Here is a 14,479-nt window from a genome sequence, read left to right as displayed (position 1 = left end):
TTCGGCGAAACACGCATCCTTCGTCCGCTCCCGCATTGCTGGCTCGACACTTTCCGGTCGAGTTCCGGTGCACCATCATATATCCACGCAAACGCCACAAGCGAAGCCGGCAAGCCCCGCTTTCCCTGGAGTTCGACATGAACCAAGACGCCATCGAGCTCTTGCTGACGCGCCGCTCGGTCTCGACCAAATGGCTGGGCGAGCCGGGACCCGGCGACGAGGCGCTCGAAATCATCCTGACCGCGGCGGCGCGAGTGCCGGACCACAAGAAGCTCGAGCCGTGGCGCTTCATCGTTTTCGAGGGCGAGGCGCGTCGCCAGTTCGGCGAGTTGCTGGCCGGCATCGCGGCTCTCGAGGAATCGCGTGGTCGCGAGGCGAAATCGCTGGAAGAGGACGCTGGCCGCCTCTTGCGGGCGCCGACGGTCATCTGCGTGGTTTCCTCACCGGTGCAGGATGCCCCGGTCCCGCTCTGGGAGCAGACCCTTTCGGCGGGCGCGGTCTGCCAGAACATCCTGCTCGCGGCGACCGCGCTCGGCTTCGGCGCGCAGTGGGTGACGGAATGGTTGAGCTACAGCGAGGCAGCCGGGATATTGCTTGGTCTTGCATCGCACGAGCGCGTCGCCGGGTTCATCTATGTCGGCACCCCATCGGAGCGGCCGATCGACCGGCCGCGCCCCGATCTCGAGCGAAAGGTCACGCTCTGGCGTGCGCCGCAGGTGGCCGTGGGTGATTGAAAGGCGCTGCGAGCGCGAGCCGACGAGGGGGCTTTGGATGTTCTACGACGCGATCCGCAACGACCATGGGCTGGCGCACGACCCCTTCAAGGCGTTGGTGGTGCCACGTCCCATCGGCTGGATTTCGAGCCTCGCAACCGATGGCACCCGCAATCTCGCACCCTACAGCTTCTTCAATGCGGTCGGCGATCGGCCGCACTACGTCATGTTCGCCTCGGCCGGCCGCAAGGACAGCCAGCGCAACTGCGAGGAGACCGGCGAATTCGTCTGTTCGCTCGCGACGTGGGCATTGCGCGAGGCCATGAACGTTTCGTCGGCGAGCGTGCCGCCCGAGGTCGACGAGTTCGAGCTGGCCGGCCTGACGCCCGCCCCCTCGCGCCTCGTTCGCCCGCCGCGCGTCGCCGAGAGCCCCGTCGCCCTCGAATGTGTCTATGAGCGCACGGTGGAACTCCCCGCCGAAGGGTCCGCGATGCCCTATGCCATGGTGATCGGCAAGGTCGTCGGCATCCACATCGACGACGGTCTGTTGGAGGCCGGCAGGGTCGTGATCGAGCGCGCTCGCCCGATCGCCCGGCTCGGCTATCACGACTACACCGTGGTCGATGAGGTCTTCAGCATGGTGCGCCCGGGCTCCTGACCCGCCGACGGCGCATGCCATCGCCATCAAGACGTCGTGAGGGCCCCTGCCGATCGCGGCCTCGGTCGGCTATGTAAAGCGGGCTCCGGCAGGTCGCCGATTGGCGTCGTCATCGATCGCGGCGGAGCGAGCGAGAGGGTTCATGTCAAGTCGACTGGCGCGAGAGACCGGACGGGCGAGCCATCGGGCCGAGAGCTGGATCACTGGTGCGCGCGCGCTCGTTGCCGGGGCCCTGGCGCTGCTCGGTTTGCTGTCACTGCTCGCGCTGGGCGCCTCTGGAGCTGGCGCGGCGGCCGACGCTGATGCCCCGCCGCGCCGCGTCGCCATCGATCTCGTCGCCGACGGCACCGAGGTGGCGCCGGGCCGCCCGTTCTGGCTCGCCGTGCGCCAGCGCATCGATCCCGGCTGGCACACCTATTGGAGCAATCCCGGCGACAGCGGCGAGCCGACGCGGCTCGAGTGGAGCTTGCCCGAAGGCTTTTCGGCGAGCGACATCCACTGGCCGCTGCCTCATGCCGTACCTGTCGGTCCGTTGGTGAATTTCGGCTACAAGGACGAGGCCGTTCTCCTGGTCGAGGTGACGCCGGCGGCCGGGGCGCTGCCTGATCGCTTCACGGTTTCCGTCCAGGCCGAATACCTGGTCTGCGAGGAGATCTGCATTCCGGAGGCCGGCGAGGCGGCCCTCGAGTTCCGCTCGCGCGCGGGCGGTGGCCACGTCGTCGAGGGCGGCGTCCCGGTCGCCGAGGCTTCGCGCATTCTCGACACTGCCCGCCGGCAACTGCCGACGCCGTTGCCCTGGGCGACCGCGATCGAGGTCGGCCCCGAGACCGTCGCGCTCTCCGTCGCCGCCACCGAATTGGACCCTGGCCGGATCACCGACCTCTATTTCTTTCCTGATCGCTGGGGTCTGATCTCCCACCCGGCCAGCCAGCGCCTCGCTTGGCACGAGGGTGGCTTCAGGTTGACCCTGGCGCGGGGCGATCTGAAGGGTGAGGCGCTCGACGGCCTCGCAGGGCTCCTCGTCGTCACCGAGCGTCTCGCCGGCCCGGCGTCCGCCGGCGCCGGGGAAACGACGGCGCGGCACGGCTTCACGCTCTCGGCCTCGGCGAATGCCGCGCCTCTGGCACTCGGACCGGCCCGGGGCCCGGCCGCCGGCTCGGGCTATGCCGCCGGCGGCTTCATCGCCATGGTCGAAGCGGTGCTTCTGGCGGTGCTCGGCGGGGTGCTGCTGAACCTGATGCCCTGCGTCTTTCCCGTCCTCTCGCTCAAGGCCCTCTCGCTCGCGGGCAAGGCCGGCCACGGCACCGGCGAGCGCCGTCGCCAGGCACTCGCCTATGGCGCTGGTGTACTGGCGACATTCGCCGCTCTCGGAGTTCTCCTCCTCGTGCTGCGGGCGGCCGGCCTCGCGCTCGGCTGGGGCTTCCAGTTCCAGTCCCCGTTTTTCGTCCTCGCCATGGCGGCACTTTTCATGGCGCTCGGCCTCAGCCTCTCGGGCGTTTTCACGGTGGGCGGCTCGCTCGTCGGTCTCGGCTCCGGCCTTGCCGCGCGCCCCGGGCTGTCCGGGTCCTTTTTCACCGGTGTCCTGGCGAGCGTGGCCTCGACGCCCTGCACCGCACCCTTCATGGGCGCCGCGCTCGGCTATGCGCTGACCCGCCCGGCGATCGAGGCGCTCGTCATTCTCCTTGCGCTCGGCGTCGGGTTCGCCCTGCCCATCGTGGCGCTCGGGTTTTCGTCCCGCCTCGCGCGGTTGCTGCCGCGTCCTGGGGCCTGGATGGAAACGTTGAAGCAGGCACTCGCTTTCCCGCTTTATGCCTCCGTCGGCTGGCTGGTCTGGGTCCTCAGCATCCAGGCGGGTAGCGAGGGGGTCATCGCGGCCGCCGTCGTGCTCGTCACCGTCGCTCTTGCGGCTTGGCTCCACGGCCGGCTCGGCGAGGCCGCCCGTGTCTGGCGCACGGCCCCCGTTGTGCTGATCGCGGCGAGCCTTTTCGCGGGCGCCACGCTGGTCGAGGGCAGTGGCGGCGAGCTTGCCGGCGGCCCTGGCGCGGTCGTTGCCGGGCGCCCGGGCGGCGCGAGCACGTCCGGCCCCCTCGCCGAGCCCTATTCGAGCGCCCGCCTCGAAGCCCTCCTTGCCGAAGGCCGCCCCGTTTTCGTGAACTTCACCGCCGCCTGGTGCATCACCTGCAAGGTGAACGAACTCGTCGCGCTCTCCTCGGAGCGTGTCGCGCGTGCCTTCGCGGATGCCGGCGTCGTCTATCTCAAGGGTGACTGGACGCGGCAGGATCGGGCCATAACCGAGGTTCTCCAGCGCCACGGCCGGGCCGGCGTGCCCCTCTATCTTTTCTTTCCAAGAGGTTCGGCGGGTGTGCCGGACGTCCTCCCCCAAATCCTGACCGAGCAGATGCTTCTCGAGCGTATCGCGGCCTCGACCGCCGCCGACGGTCGCCTCCGGCTCGGCAAGGGACCGTCGACGGAGCAACAGGAGTGATCACCATGCTGGAATCCGTGAGGTTCTTCACCAGGGCTGCGCTGTCCGCCGCTGGCTTTCTCGTCCTCGCCAGCGCCTCGGCTACGGCCGCACCGGAAGTTGGCCGCCCGGCGCCCGCCTTCGAACTCCTCGACAGCGCCGGCAAGGCCGTGCGTCTCGAGGACTACCGTGGCCGCAATGTCATCCTCGAGTGGAGCAATCACGACTGCCCCTACGTCCGCAAGCACTACAACTCCGGCAACATGCAGGACCTGCAGCGTGATGCGGTCGGCGAGGGTTCCGTCTGGCTCACCGTGATTTCCTCCGCACCCGGCACACAGGGCTACGTCGCCGGCCTCGAGGCGGACGAATTGACCGCATCGCGCAAGGCCGCCCCGACCGCCGTCCTCCTCGATCCGACGGGCAAGGTCGGCCGCCTCTACGATGCCCGCACCACGCCGCAGATGTTCGTCATCTCGCCCGATGGCACGCTCACCTACATGGGCGCCATCGACGACAAGCCGACGACGCGCACGTCCGACGTTGCCGGTGCGCGCAATTACGTGCGCGACGCGCTGCGCTCGATGGCGTCCGGCGCCGCACCCGACCCGGCTGTCACGCGTCCGTACGGTTGCTCCGTGAAATACGGCTCCTGAAAGGACGGTCGTATCAGTCGCCGAGACCGGCGAGCCGTGCGCGCTCCAGAATGCGCTCGGCCCGCCTGAGGTGCGGCACGTCGATCATCTCACCATCGAGGCTGGCGACGCCGAGGTTGTCGACCGCCTGAAAGGCCTCGACGATACGGCGCGACTGCTCGATCACGCCCCGCGACGGCGTGAAAGCGGCATTGATGATCGGCACCTGCGCCGGATGGATGGCGAGCTTTCCGGAAAAGCCGTCGCGCGCCGCCTCCTCGGCCTCGCGCTGAAGGCCGGCCTCGTCGCGGTATTGGGTGAAGACCGTGTCGTAGGCAGGCCGCCCGGCAGCAGCCGCGGCAAAGAGCGTCAGATCGCGGGCCAGTTGGAACGGCGACGTCCAGGTGCCGTCCGGTTTGCGCGCCGTCGTCGCACCGACGGCCGCGCTCAGATCCTCCGCCCCCCACGTCAGACCCGAGACGCGGTCTGGCAGGTCCGTGAACCCCGGCATGGCGAGCACCGCGCCGGGCGTTTCGGTGACCAGCGCCAGGAGCCGGGTGGTCCCGATCTCGAGCCCCCGCTCGCGCTCGAGCGTCGCGAGCGTGTCCGACAGGAGGCCGAGGTCCGCCGCCGCCCGCACCTTTGGCACCATGATCCCCTCGATGGCCCCTCGCCCACCGCCGCCCGCGCCCAACCTTACGAACCGGTCGAGATCGCCTTGCCAGAACGGCGTGTCGAGCGCGTTGATGCGCACGAGCAGGCACGTTCCCTCGCATCCTGTCCCGGCACCGGCGAGCCATTCGGCCGCAATCGTTCGCGCCTCGGCCTTGCGCGCGGTGGCGACCGAATCCTCGAGGTCCAGAATGAGCGCGTCCGGCCCGCTCGAAAGCGCTTTGGCGAGCTTGCGCTCACTGTCTGCCGGCACGAAGAGCAGTGATCGCATCGCTCGATCCTCGCTTGTTGTGAACGCTGACCTCGACCCGCTGTTGCGCCTCAGGCGGCGGGCGGGCGGCGACGCATGAAGGCCTGGCGCGTGCACTGGGCAACCAGCGTGCCGTCCTGCTTGTAGGCCCGGTGGATCAAGTCGACGATGCCGGCGTCGGGCCGCGAGCGGCTTTCGCGCTTGCCGGCCACCTCGGTCGTCACGTGCACCGTATCGCCGTGAAAGAGTGGCGCCGGAAACTTCACGTCCGTCATGCCGAGATTGGCGATCGTGGTCCCCATGGTCGTGTCGTTGACCGAAATGCCCACCATCAGCCCGAGCGTGAAGAAGGAGTTCATCAGCGGTTGGCCGAACTCGGTCTGCGTCTCGCAGAAGTGACGATCGATGTGCAGCGGCTGCGGATTGTGGGTCAGCGCGGAAAAGAGGGTGTTGTCCATTTCCGTGACCGTCCGCCGAATGCCATGCTCGATGATCTGCCCGACCTCGAACTCCTCGAAATGTAGGCCCTTCATGCTGTGTGCTCCATCGCTGTTGGCGGGCGCACCCGGTCCTGACCAGCGGGTGTGCCGAATTCGGACACCGTTTAAGCAGCTGGTAAGGATGTGCCCTTAGGGTAACGGTCAAGCGAGAGCGCCGAAATTCGGTGACTTGCGCGCGTGCTCGTTGCCGGTGGGTTCAGGAGGCCTCGTCGTCGTGTCGTCAGTTCTCGAAGTTCCCTACCAGATCGCGATGGCGCTTTCGATAGCCGCGAGCGCGACCGGCGCCGACTATGATTATCTCCTGATGACCGCGGCCCGCGAGAGCAATTTCGAGGCCCGGGCGGCCGCCAGGACGTCGAGCGCGCGGGGACTCTTCCAGTTCATCGAAGAGACCTGGTTGATGACGCTCAAGGAGGATGGGCCGAGCCTCGGCCTCGGCGACATCGCCGCCGGGATCTTCAAGACCAGCAACGGCCGCTACTACGTACCCGAGGCGCGCGAGCGCCAGCGCATCCTCGACCTGCGCAACGACCCGCGGATTTCCGCCCTGCTCGCTGGCGCCTACACCCGGCGCAACGCCGAAACCCTCGCTGACGGCATCGGCCGCAAGCCGACGGCGGGCGAACTCTACGTCGCCCACTTCCTCGGGCCACACGATGCGATCCGCCTCGTCCAGATGAAGAGCGCGCGCCCCGCCCAGCGTGCCGACCGGGCCTTTCCTCAGGCTGCCAAAGCCAACCCCTCGATCTTCTACGATGAGGGTCGTGCCCGCTCGCTTGCCGAGGTCTATCATCTGCTCGTGCATCGCTACGATGGCACCGGCAAGCCCGGCGCCCGGGGCGGGACCGGCGGTGCTTGGCGCACGATCATCCTCAATCACCTGCCGGCATCGGGCACAGAGTCCACCAAGCCCGGCAACGCGAACCGCTATGTCCGCCGCCTCGCCGTCCGCGCGCCAACGCCGCCAGCGCCGCTGCGCAAGCCCGCCGAAGCGAGCCCCGAAGGGACTTCGAAGGTCACTTCCGCCGCTGCCCTCGTCGGCCGCGGTACGGCCCACCCCGCCACGCGGCCGGCCGGCGATACCCTCGGCTCGCTCCTGCGCAATGGTCTCGGTCTCGCCAGCGAGGCGAGCGTGACCGCCGTCAACCTTCGCGCCGCTCTGAATTGAAGACGCCGAGACCGGCCGACGACCGCCTCAGTATTGGAATTGCTCGGTCAGGATGCGCTCTTCGAGGGCGTGCCCCGTATCGAAGAGCATCGGCAACTCGATCGAGCCGTCCTCGGCGACCTCCACCCGCTCGATCGAGCGGAATTCGGAATGGTCCGCCACCGCGCTCACCGGCCGCTTCTCGGCCTCTATGACGTCGATGGAGATGCGTGCGCGGTTCGCCAGGATCGCGCCGCGCCAGCGCCGCGGCCGAAACGGGCTGATCGGGGTGAGGGCGAGCAGCGGTGCCGTGATCGGCAGGATCGGGCCGTGCGCCGAGAGATTGTAGGCCGTGCTGCCGGCGGGCGTTGCAACCAGCACCCCGTCGCAGACGAGTTCGCTCATCCGCACCTTTCCGTCGATGGAGATGCGCAGCTTTGCCGCCTGATAGGTCTGGCGGAACAGTGAAACCTCGTTGATGGCGAGTGCTTCATGGTGTGTGCCGCCGCCATCGATCGCGCGCATGCGCAGCGGATGGATGATGCTCTTGTCCGCCTGCTCGAGGCGCTCCCGCAGGTTTTCCTCGTCGTAGTCGTTCATCAGGAAGCCGACCGAGCCGCGGTTCATACCGTAGATCGGGATCCCCGATTGCATGGTGGCGTGCAGCGTCTGCAGCATGAGGCCGTCGCCGCCGAGCGCGACGATCACATCGGCTTCGCGGGCGGGCACCTCGCCGTAGCGCGCAACGAGGCGTCGCCGGCTCTCCTCGGCATCGGGAGCCTGGCTGGCGACGAAGGCCAGCTTGTCGAATTTCGCCACAACGCGCACTCCGGAGCCGTGGACCCGACTGGCCGCTCCCGCCGGGCCTCGCTTGCGCGTATGGTCTAGGCCAAGCGTGGAACGGGTGAAAGTGCCGCGATGGCGCACCCGTCTCCACCACGAGGCGCACCGGGAGGAGACATCGATGGCTGCCACGCGCACAATTGGTCTGATCGGCACCGGGATCATGGGCGGGCACATCGCCCGGCGGCTGGCGACGGCCGGCCATCGCGTGCGTGCCTGGAACCGGACCCCCGACAAGCTCGCGCCGCTCGCTGCGCACGCTGTCGCGCCCGCCGCAACCCCGGCCGCCGCCGCCGATGGCGCCGACCTCGTGATCGTCATGGTGAGCGACGGGCCGGCGAGCGACGAGGTTCTCGGCACCGGCGGTGCGGCTGCTGCCGGTCCAGGCACGGTCTTTTCCGCCGCTCGCCCACCAGCTCTGGTTGTGGTCATGAGTTCGATCCCCGTCGAGACCGCCGAGCGTCAGGCGAGGCTCTGTGCGCAGAAGGCCATGGCCTATCTCGACGCCCCGGTCTCGGGTGGTGAACCCGGCGCTCGGGACGGACGCCTCGTCATCATGGCGGGCGGGAGCGCGGAGGGTTTCGCTGCCGCCCGTCCTGTGCTCGAGGTGCTCGGCCGCCCGACCCACATGGGGCCGGCAGGCGCGGGCTCCCTGGCAAAGCTCGCCAACCAGCTCATCGTCGGCGCCACCATCGCGACGGTCGCCGAGGCGCTCCTCCTCGTCGAGAAGGGCGGCGGACGGCCGGATGCGCTCGTCGATGCGTTGGCGGGAGGCTTTGCCGATTCCCCCATTCTCCAGAACCATGGTCGACGCATGGTCTCTGGCGATTTTCGCGCCGGTGGCCCTTCGCGGATCCAGCTGAAGGACCTCGAGACCGTTCGCGCGCTCGCCGACCGGCTTTCCCTACGGCTGCCGATGGCGGGCGAGGCGCTTTCCCTCTATCGCGATCTCGTCGCCGAGGGCGACGGCGAACTCGACCACAATGCGGCATGGAGGCAGTTGCGTCGCCGCAACGGCCTGGCCTGAGCCAGCCGGCGCACCCCTTGCGAGCCAAGCGCTGCCACCTTGGCAGGCGCCGGGGGGCGTGGCAGGAAGGCGCGTCCCGGTGCACGACCTGCCGGTTCCGGTCCGCGTCCCGGTCTTGCGCTCACCACACAGGGCGATCAGGTGCCTCAACGCCTCCACCTCAGCGAGCGGCTCGCCGCGTTGCCGCCGGACCTCGGGCTGCGCGATGGCATTGCCGGCATGATCTCCGCGCTGGTCACGGTGGCCTATTGCATTTCCTTCAGCGCTTTGATTTTCCAAGGACCACTGATCTCCGGCCTTGGCATGGGCTTGACTGCGCTCCTGGTCGGCTCCGCCATCGTCGGCGCCATCGTTGCGCTCACGACCAGTCTGCCGCCGGCCGACGCCGGCCCGGATACGCCCGCCGTTGCCGTCATGAGCGTGCTCGCGGCCACCGTGGCCGCGCCGCTTTTTGCCGCTGGCCTCGGGCAGCCCTCGGTCATCGCCAACGTGATGATGGCGATCACGCTCAGCACGCTCATCTCAGGCGCGGTGTTTTATCTCATTGGCGGCCTGCGCCTCGGACAGACCCTTCGTTTCGTTCCCTACCCGGTGATCGGCGGCTTTCTCGCCGCCTCGGGTCTCCTCATGGTGGTCGGTGCGATCGAGGTGGCGACGGGGCGCGAGCTCGAGTCCGGACTGCCGCCCCTGACCTCGGGTGGCCTGCAGTTGCTCGTCTCGCTTCTCGTGGCGGGCTTGCTCGTTGCCGCGCGCTTGCGTTTCGACAGTCAGTTCGTACTCCCCGCGGTCTTCTTTGCCCTGACGGCGCTCTTGCATGTCGTCCTGGCGTTGCTGCCCGGCATCGATCGCGACGCCTGGTTCCTCTCCTCGGGAACGGGTGGCTCGGGATGGTGGCCCATACTCGCCGTGGCCGGCGGTGAAATCGATTGGCTGGTCCTCGCCGGCGCCGGGGTCGAGATCATGGCGGTTGCCGGGGTGACGGCCGTGGCGCTGCTGCTCGATGTGACGAGCCTCGAGGTGGCGCGTGCCCAAAGCGCGGATCTCGATCGGGAATACCGCAGCAACGGCCTCGCCAACGGGGTCGCGGCACTGTTCGGTGGCGTAGCGGGCAATCTCTCGCTGCAGGCGAGCGTTCTCATCGAGGAGGCGGGGGGGCGCACCCGCCTCTCGGGGCTGGTGGCGGCTGTGACACTGCTGCTCGACGTCGTCTCCGGCCTCGACGTCGCCAGCATCGTGCCGACCCCTGTGCTTGCCGGGCTCCTCGTTTATCTCGGCCTGGTCATCCTGGCTCAGGCCTTCCGCGCGGCTCCGGGCGAGCGCACCTGGACGGATTTCGTTCTGACGCTCCTGATCATGTCGGTCATCGTCTGGTTCGGCTATCTGGTCGGCGTGGTGGCCGGCCTGGTCGGGGCGACGCTGCTCTTTGCGGTCAGCTACAGCCGCATCGGGGTCGTGCGCCGTCACCTGACCCGCGCCGAACTCTCCTCGAACGTCGAGCGTTCCGAGGCCGAAGCACAGGCGCTGCACAATCACGGGCGTGCGATCCACGTCTTCTGGCTGGACGGTTTCATCTTCTTTGGTTCCTCGAACCGCGTCTTCGAGGCCATTCGCAAGATGATCGACAACCAGCGCGAGCCGAACCTGCGTTTCGTGGTGCTCGACTGCCGGGGCGTGGCCGGCTTCGACAGCTCGGCGCTGCTGTCACTCAAGAAGCTGCGCAACCATGCCGACAAGGCCCGGGTGACATTGGTCTTTGCCGGCATGAGCGCGGCCGTCGAGGCGACCATGAAGCGCGCCGGCTTCTTTGCCGCGGGCGAACGCCACCGCGCCATGCAGAGCCGCAACGAGGCGATCGAGTGGTGCGAGGACGAACTGTTGAAGTCGCTATCGATCGCGCCGCACGCGCCGGGTGCCTTCCTCGACTGGCTGGCCTTGCAACTCGGAGCCGGCCCGGACAGCGGCCTCGTCGAGCACCTCGAGCGCCGGGAAATCGCGGCCGGAACGGTCCTCTATGAAGAGGGCGACCCGGCCGAGAGCATCGACTTCGTCGTCTCGGGTCGCGTGGCGATCGTGATTCGCGACTCGGACGGCCGTCTCGTCAGGCTGAAGCGGATGTCCGGTTGGACGGTGGTTGGCGAAATGGGCTTCTTTCGCTCCAGCCCGCGTGCGGCCACGGTCGTCGCGGAAGAGGAGACGCTGGTCTACACGCTCGCCCGCGAGCGGTTCGAGGCGATGCGCCAGACGTCGCCCGCACTGGCGATCGCGTTTCTCGAGTTCATCGTTCGCGTTCTCGCGGACCGCCTCGACACGGCCAATCGCGAGGTCGCCGCGCTCCTTTGACGCAACACGGCCGGTCGGCCGGTCGGCCTCGGCGATCAGAGTGGCGGGGCGATCAGCAGTCCGGTGATGGCGATGTAGGTCAGCATGTGGAGGAACTGGTCGACGCCGATCGCATACCAGAAGGGCGCGTCGACCGGGGTCCATCCGGCCCCCTTCGTGATCTGCTCCTTCATCCAATCGAGGTGGTAGTGGAGCACGAACTCGCCGGCCAGGATCGCCCCCATCAGCTCTTGGCTCGCCGGTACGATGAGGAAGACGGGAGCGGTGAGCAGGGCATGCACGAACGCGTGCAGGATGCCGCCGGGGTGACCGTATCGCCCCTTGTTGCGGTGCATGTAGCCGATCTGCAGAACGAAGTCGGCGATCGCATGCTTGAACGACAGATACGCGATGGCAAGCAGCGTGAGCTTGACGGCTTCGGGCATGATCGGCAGTTCCGTTGCGGAGTGGAACGAGCAGTGAGGCGCGCTCCACTACTAGCGGTTTTGCGCGCGAGCTGGCCAGCGCGTTCATGTCGCCGGCGGGCTCTTGCTGCAACAGGTGGGGCGGCCGCGTCCGCATTGCCACGCCCGCGACTTGCGGAATCGCTCTCCGCTTGGCCTATTCGCGAGCGCGAGGCGCAAGGCCCTTTCCTCGCGGTACGGCGGAGGAGCGCATGAAGATCTGCATGATCGGCGCCGGCTATGTCGGCCTCGTCTCGGCGGCGTGTTTCTCCGAGTTCGGCTGGAACGTCGTTTGCGTCGAAAAGGACCCGGCGCGCCTTGCCATGCTGCTGCGTGGTGAGGTGCCGATCTACGAGCCGGGGCTCGACGCCTTGCTGGCCCGGAACACGGCGGCGGGGCGCCTGTCGTTCACCGCCGAAATGGCCGCCGGTGTCGCGGACGCCGAACTCGTCTTCGTCGCGGTGGGCACGCCGATGCGCCGCGGTGACGGGCATGCCGACCTCAGCTACGTCTTTGCCGCCATCGAGGAGTTGGCCCCCCATCTCGCCGGCTACAAGGTGATCACCACCAAGTCGACGGTGCCCGTCGGGACGAGCCGCGAAATCGAGCTGCGGCTTCGGGCCTTGCGTCCCGACGCCGATTTCTCGGTCTGCTCCAATCCCGAATTCCTGCGTGAAGGCTCGGCGATCCAGGACTTCACACATCCCGACCGGGTGCTGGTGGGCGCCGACGACGAGCGTGCCCGCGCGGTCATGCGTCGGGTCTACAAGCCGCTCGCCCTGCGCAGTGCCCCTGTCATTTTCGTCGATCGCGAGTCCGCTGAACTCGCGAAATATGCCGCCAATGCCTTCCTCGCCATGAAGATCAGCTTCATCAACGAGATCGCGGACCTTTGCGAGGAGGTGGGGGCGGATGTGCAGCAAGTCGCCCAGGCCATTGGCGCCGACGGGCGGATCGGCAACAAGTTCCTGCATCCCGGCCCCGGCTACGGCGGCTCGTGTTTTCCCAAGGACGTCTCCGCCCTCATCCGCATCGCCCGCGAGCACCGTTCGCGCCTCTCGCTCGTCGAGCAGGTCCAACTCGTCAACGACGAGCGCAAGATCGCCATGGTCGCGCGCATCACCCGCGCCCTCGGCGGCTCGGTGCGCGGCAAGCGCATCGGAGTGCTCGGGGTCACGTTCAAGCCCAATACCGACGACATGCGCGAGGCGCCGAGCCTCGTCGTCCTGCCGAGCCTGGTCGACGCTGGCGCCCTCGTTCGCGCCTACGACCCGCAAGGCCGTGCCCACGCCGAGCAACTCATCGAAGGCGTCGAATGGTGCGCGAGTGCCATGGAGGTCGCCGACGAGGCGGATGCCGTCGTCGTGCTGACGGAATGGAACGAATTCCGCGCCCTCGGCCTCGCGGAGATGAAGCGACGGATGCGCGGGCGCCAACTGGTGGACATGCGCAACATCTTCCAGCCCGAGGACGCCGAGGCGGCGGGGCTCGTTTATCGCGGGATCGGCCGGCCGAAGCGTGCGACCTGAAGCGCTGGCCCCGATCGGGGTTGGGGAGGCGGCCTCAGTTCGCGGCGCGGAAGGCGCGGGCCATCCAGTTCGACGCCGACCGCGGTGCCGAACTGGTCTGAGCGACACGCGTTCTTGCCGCCGGGCGTAGGTTGCCGGCTCCTAAGCCATATCGCGTCGCCCGCGTTACCCGAACGATTTGAACGTTGCTGGTGCGCCGTGCACTGAGCCGGACGACGCGCGTGCGCCTTGTCGAGCGCGCCGCCGGCTGGGCGTCACCGGCCGCACCGTTGGCGGCGACGATGGTCCCGCCGATCTGCGGATTGGCACCAGGAATGTTGGCACACGCGCTCGCCCGCTCGGTGCCCAGCAGGAGCACCAGGTCGGTCGTGATCTCGCCCGATCGGTTCGGCGTTGCGACTGCCCCGAACGCGCGCCGGAACGCGGCGCGGGAGGCTGGCCCCCAATCGCCGTCGACCCGCGCCCGATAGCACCCGAGCGCGGCAAGATGGGTCTGGAGCCCCCGCACCAAGGTCTTCGTATCCCCGCCGAGCGCCGCGAGATCACTGGCCCAGTCGGCTGGAAGGGCCCGAGCAGGGCCTTCGTCACCATCGGCGAGAGGGGCATGGGTGGCGTCCTGCGCGGCGGCCGGCATGCCCGACCGAGGCGCCTGAGCGAGACCGCTATCGAGCGCCGCCGTTCTCAGGATCTGGCGCCCCGCTTCGAGCGCGATGACCTGCTGGTGCGCTGTCGCAGCCGCCGCCCAGGTGCCGCCGACATTTTCGGCGGCACCCGCCAGAAGGCGCTCGCCCCCGTGCGTGCCACCAGCGATCGAAACGACCTCCGGACTGCCTGCGATGGCGATCGCGGTGAGGGCATTGAGCCGCTCGGCCTCGTGATCGGCCCCTCGCGAGATGGCTGCCGCCGAGAGTGAGGCGAGAACGAGAGTGGCGATCACCGCGCGCAACATGACGAATTCATCCCAGAATGACACAGAGCGTTGCCAACTTGCCGCACTTCCATGCACGACACGGGCCCAATTACCGGCCGACCGGCGCCAGCACGCCCAGAACCGGCAATTCACAGCCTTCGCCAATTGCCGTGTCGCGTGCCGTACACGCTTTGAATGGTTAATGGCAACTCACTGAAGTCATTAGGAAAGCAGTAACACTTTTTCAGGCGGCGCGCTACCGTTCACGGCAGGCGGCCAACGCCACCGTCCGGACCCGTCCGCAGACGAATGGGAGCCCGCGAGGCCCGCTGCGAGGGTCCTGGAAGG

Annotated in this window: 13 protein-coding genes; 8 read left to right on the top strand and 5 right to left on the bottom strand. The window is 68.3% G+C overall.

Annotated features, from left to right (window positions below; genetic code table 11):
• The first annotated feature begins 137 nt into the window (after positions 1–137).
• The 4 genes from GC150_05300 (at position 138) to GC150_05285 (ending at position 4,491) form a co-directional block, all read left to right on the top strand.
• Positions 138–734 (top strand): nitroreductase, encoded by a 597-nt coding sequence (locus GC150_05300; protein MBI1384306.1) that lies wholly within the window; start codon positions 138–140, stop codon positions 732–734.
• 37 nt (positions 735–771) lie between these two features.
• The gene (locus GC150_05295) at positions 772–1,371 is read left to right on the top strand and encodes a flavin reductase family protein (GenBank protein MBI1384305.1); all 600 of its coding nucleotides are present in this window, start codon (positions 772–774) and stop codon (positions 1,369–1,371) included.
• A 142-nt stretch (positions 1,372–1,513) separates the two neighbouring features.
• A complete protein-coding gene (locus GC150_05290; protein ID MBI1384304.1) occupies positions 1,514–3,856 on the top strand; it encodes a thiol:disulfide interchange protein in 2,343 nt (780 codons plus the stop codon).
• A 5-nt stretch (positions 3,857–3,861) separates the two neighbouring features.
• Positions 3,862–4,491 (top strand): redoxin domain-containing protein, encoded by a 630-nt coding sequence (locus GC150_05285; protein ID MBI1384303.1) that lies wholly within the window; start codon positions 3,862–3,864, stop codon positions 4,489–4,491.
• Positions 4,492–4,504: 13 nt separating this feature from the next.
• On the opposite strand, the gene GC150_05280 is transcribed toward GC150_05285, so the two are convergent.
• Both GC150_05280 and GC150_05275 read right to left on the bottom strand, forming a co-directional pair.
• Positions 4,505–5,413 (bottom strand): CoA ester lyase, encoded by a 909-nt coding sequence (locus GC150_05280; GenBank protein MBI1384302.1) that lies wholly within the window; start codon positions 5,411–5,413, stop codon positions 4,505–4,507.
• 50 nt (positions 5,414–5,463) lie between these two features.
• Positions 5,464–5,925: a MaoC family dehydratase gene (locus GC150_05275; protein MBI1384301.1), complete on the bottom strand. Its 462-nt coding sequence runs from the start codon at positions 5,923–5,925 to the stop codon at positions 5,464–5,466.
• Between the two features lie 181 nt (positions 5,926–6,106).
• Here GC150_05275 and GC150_05270 point away from each other — a divergent pair, with 181 nt between their 5' ends.
• Positions 6,107–7,060, top strand: a complete 954-nt coding sequence (locus GC150_05270) for a lytic transglycosylase domain-containing protein (protein MBI1384300.1) — start codon at positions 6,107–6,109, stop codon at positions 7,058–7,060.
• Positions 7,061–7,087: 27 nt separating this feature from the next.
• Here the strand turns inward: GC150_05270 and GC150_05265 are convergent, their stop codons facing one another.
• On the bottom strand, positions 7,088–8,047 hold the full coding sequence (locus GC150_05265) for an NAD kinase (GenBank protein ID MBI1384299.1): 960 nt from the start codon (positions 8,045–8,047) through the stop codon (positions 7,088–7,090).
• Between GC150_05265 and GC150_05260 the strand changes: the two genes are divergently transcribed.
• Together GC150_05260 and GC150_05255 are read left to right on the top strand one after the other, a co-directional pair.
• Positions 8,004–8,909, top strand: coding sequence for an NAD-binding protein (locus GC150_05260; GenBank protein MBI1384298.1), 906 nt, complete (start codon positions 8,004–8,006; stop codon positions 8,907–8,909). The two genes, GC150_05265 and GC150_05260, sit on opposite strands and share 44 nt — an antisense overlap.
• A gap of 141 nt (positions 8,910–9,050) precedes the next feature.
• Positions 9,051–11,249 carry a cyclic nucleotide-binding domain-containing protein gene (locus tag GC150_05255; protein ID MBI1384297.1) on the top strand — a complete coding sequence of 733 codons (2,199 nt, stop codon included), beginning with the start codon at positions 9,051–9,053 and terminating at the stop codon, positions 11,247–11,249.
• A gap of 35 nt (positions 11,250–11,284) precedes the next feature.
• Here the strand turns inward: GC150_05255 and GC150_05250 are convergent, their stop codons facing one another.
• Positions 11,285–11,674 carry a DUF3307 domain-containing protein gene (locus GC150_05250; GenBank protein ID MBI1384296.1) on the bottom strand — a complete coding sequence of 130 codons (390 nt, stop codon included), beginning with the start codon at positions 11,672–11,674 and terminating at the stop codon, positions 11,285–11,287.
• 230 nt (positions 11,675–11,904) lie between these two features.
• Between GC150_05250 and GC150_05245 the strand changes: the two genes are divergently transcribed.
• Positions 11,905–13,221, top strand: a complete 1,317-nt coding sequence (locus GC150_05245) for a nucleotide sugar dehydrogenase (protein ID MBI1384295.1) — start codon at positions 11,905–11,907, stop codon at positions 13,219–13,221.
• 34 nt (positions 13,222–13,255) lie between these two features.
• Here the strand turns inward: GC150_05245 and GC150_05240 are convergent, their stop codons facing one another.
• Complete coding sequence (locus tag GC150_05240) at positions 13,256–14,170, bottom strand: hypothetical protein (GenBank protein ID MBI1384294.1); 915 nt, start codon at positions 14,168–14,170, stop codon at positions 13,256–13,258.
• Positions 14,171–14,479 lie beyond the last annotated feature (309 nt).

Source organism: Hyphomicrobiales bacterium (genome assembly GCA_016125495.1).
In the GTDB taxonomy this organism is placed as follows: domain Bacteria; phylum Pseudomonadota; class Alphaproteobacteria; order Rhizobiales; family RI-29; genus RI-29.
The sequence above is the reverse complement of the archived record's forward strand: the minus strand, read 5'-3'. Positions and strand labels throughout refer to the sequence as shown.

Excerpts from the sequence above, each read along its gene's own strand:
- GC150_05295 (MBI1384305.1), top strand. The coding sequence starts at position 772 with ATGTTCTACGACGCGATCCGCAACGACCATGGGCTGGCGCACGACCCC.
- GC150_05260 (MBI1384298.1), top strand. The coding sequence starts at position 8,004 with ATGGCTGCCACGCGCACAATTGGTCTGATCGGCACCGGGATCATGGGC.
- GC150_05280 (MBI1384302.1), bottom strand. The coding sequence starts at position 5,413 with ATGCGATCACTGCTCTTCGTGCCGGCAGACAGTGAGCGCAAGCTCGCC.
- GC150_05240 (MBI1384294.1), bottom strand. The coding sequence starts at position 14,170 with ATGTTGCGCGCGGTGATCGCCACTCTCGTTCTCGCCTCACTCTCGGCG.
- GC150_05290 (MBI1384304.1), top strand. The coding sequence starts at position 1,514 with ATGTCAAGTCGACTGGCGCGAGAGACCGGACGGGCGAGCCATCGGGCC.
- GC150_05245 (MBI1384295.1), top strand. The coding sequence starts at position 11,905 with ATGAAGATCTGCATGATCGGCGCCGGCTATGTCGGCCTCGTCTCGGCG.
- GC150_05285 (MBI1384303.1), top strand. The coding sequence starts at position 3,862 with ATGCTGGAATCCGTGAGGTTCTTCACCAGGGCTGCGCTGTCCGCCGCT.
- GC150_05275 (MBI1384301.1), bottom strand. The coding sequence starts at position 5,925 with ATGAAGGGCCTACATTTCGAGGAGTTCGAGGTCGGGCAGATCATCGAG.
- GC150_05300 (MBI1384306.1), top strand. The coding sequence starts at position 138 with ATGAACCAAGACGCCATCGAGCTCTTGCTGACGCGCCGCTCGGTCTCG.
- GC150_05265 (MBI1384299.1), bottom strand. The coding sequence starts at position 8,047 with ATGATCCCGGTGCCGATCAGACCAATTGTGCGCGTGGCAGCCATCGAT.
- GC150_05250 (MBI1384296.1), bottom strand. The coding sequence starts at position 11,674 with ATGCCCGAAGCCGTCAAGCTCACGCTGCTTGCCATCGCGTATCTGTCG.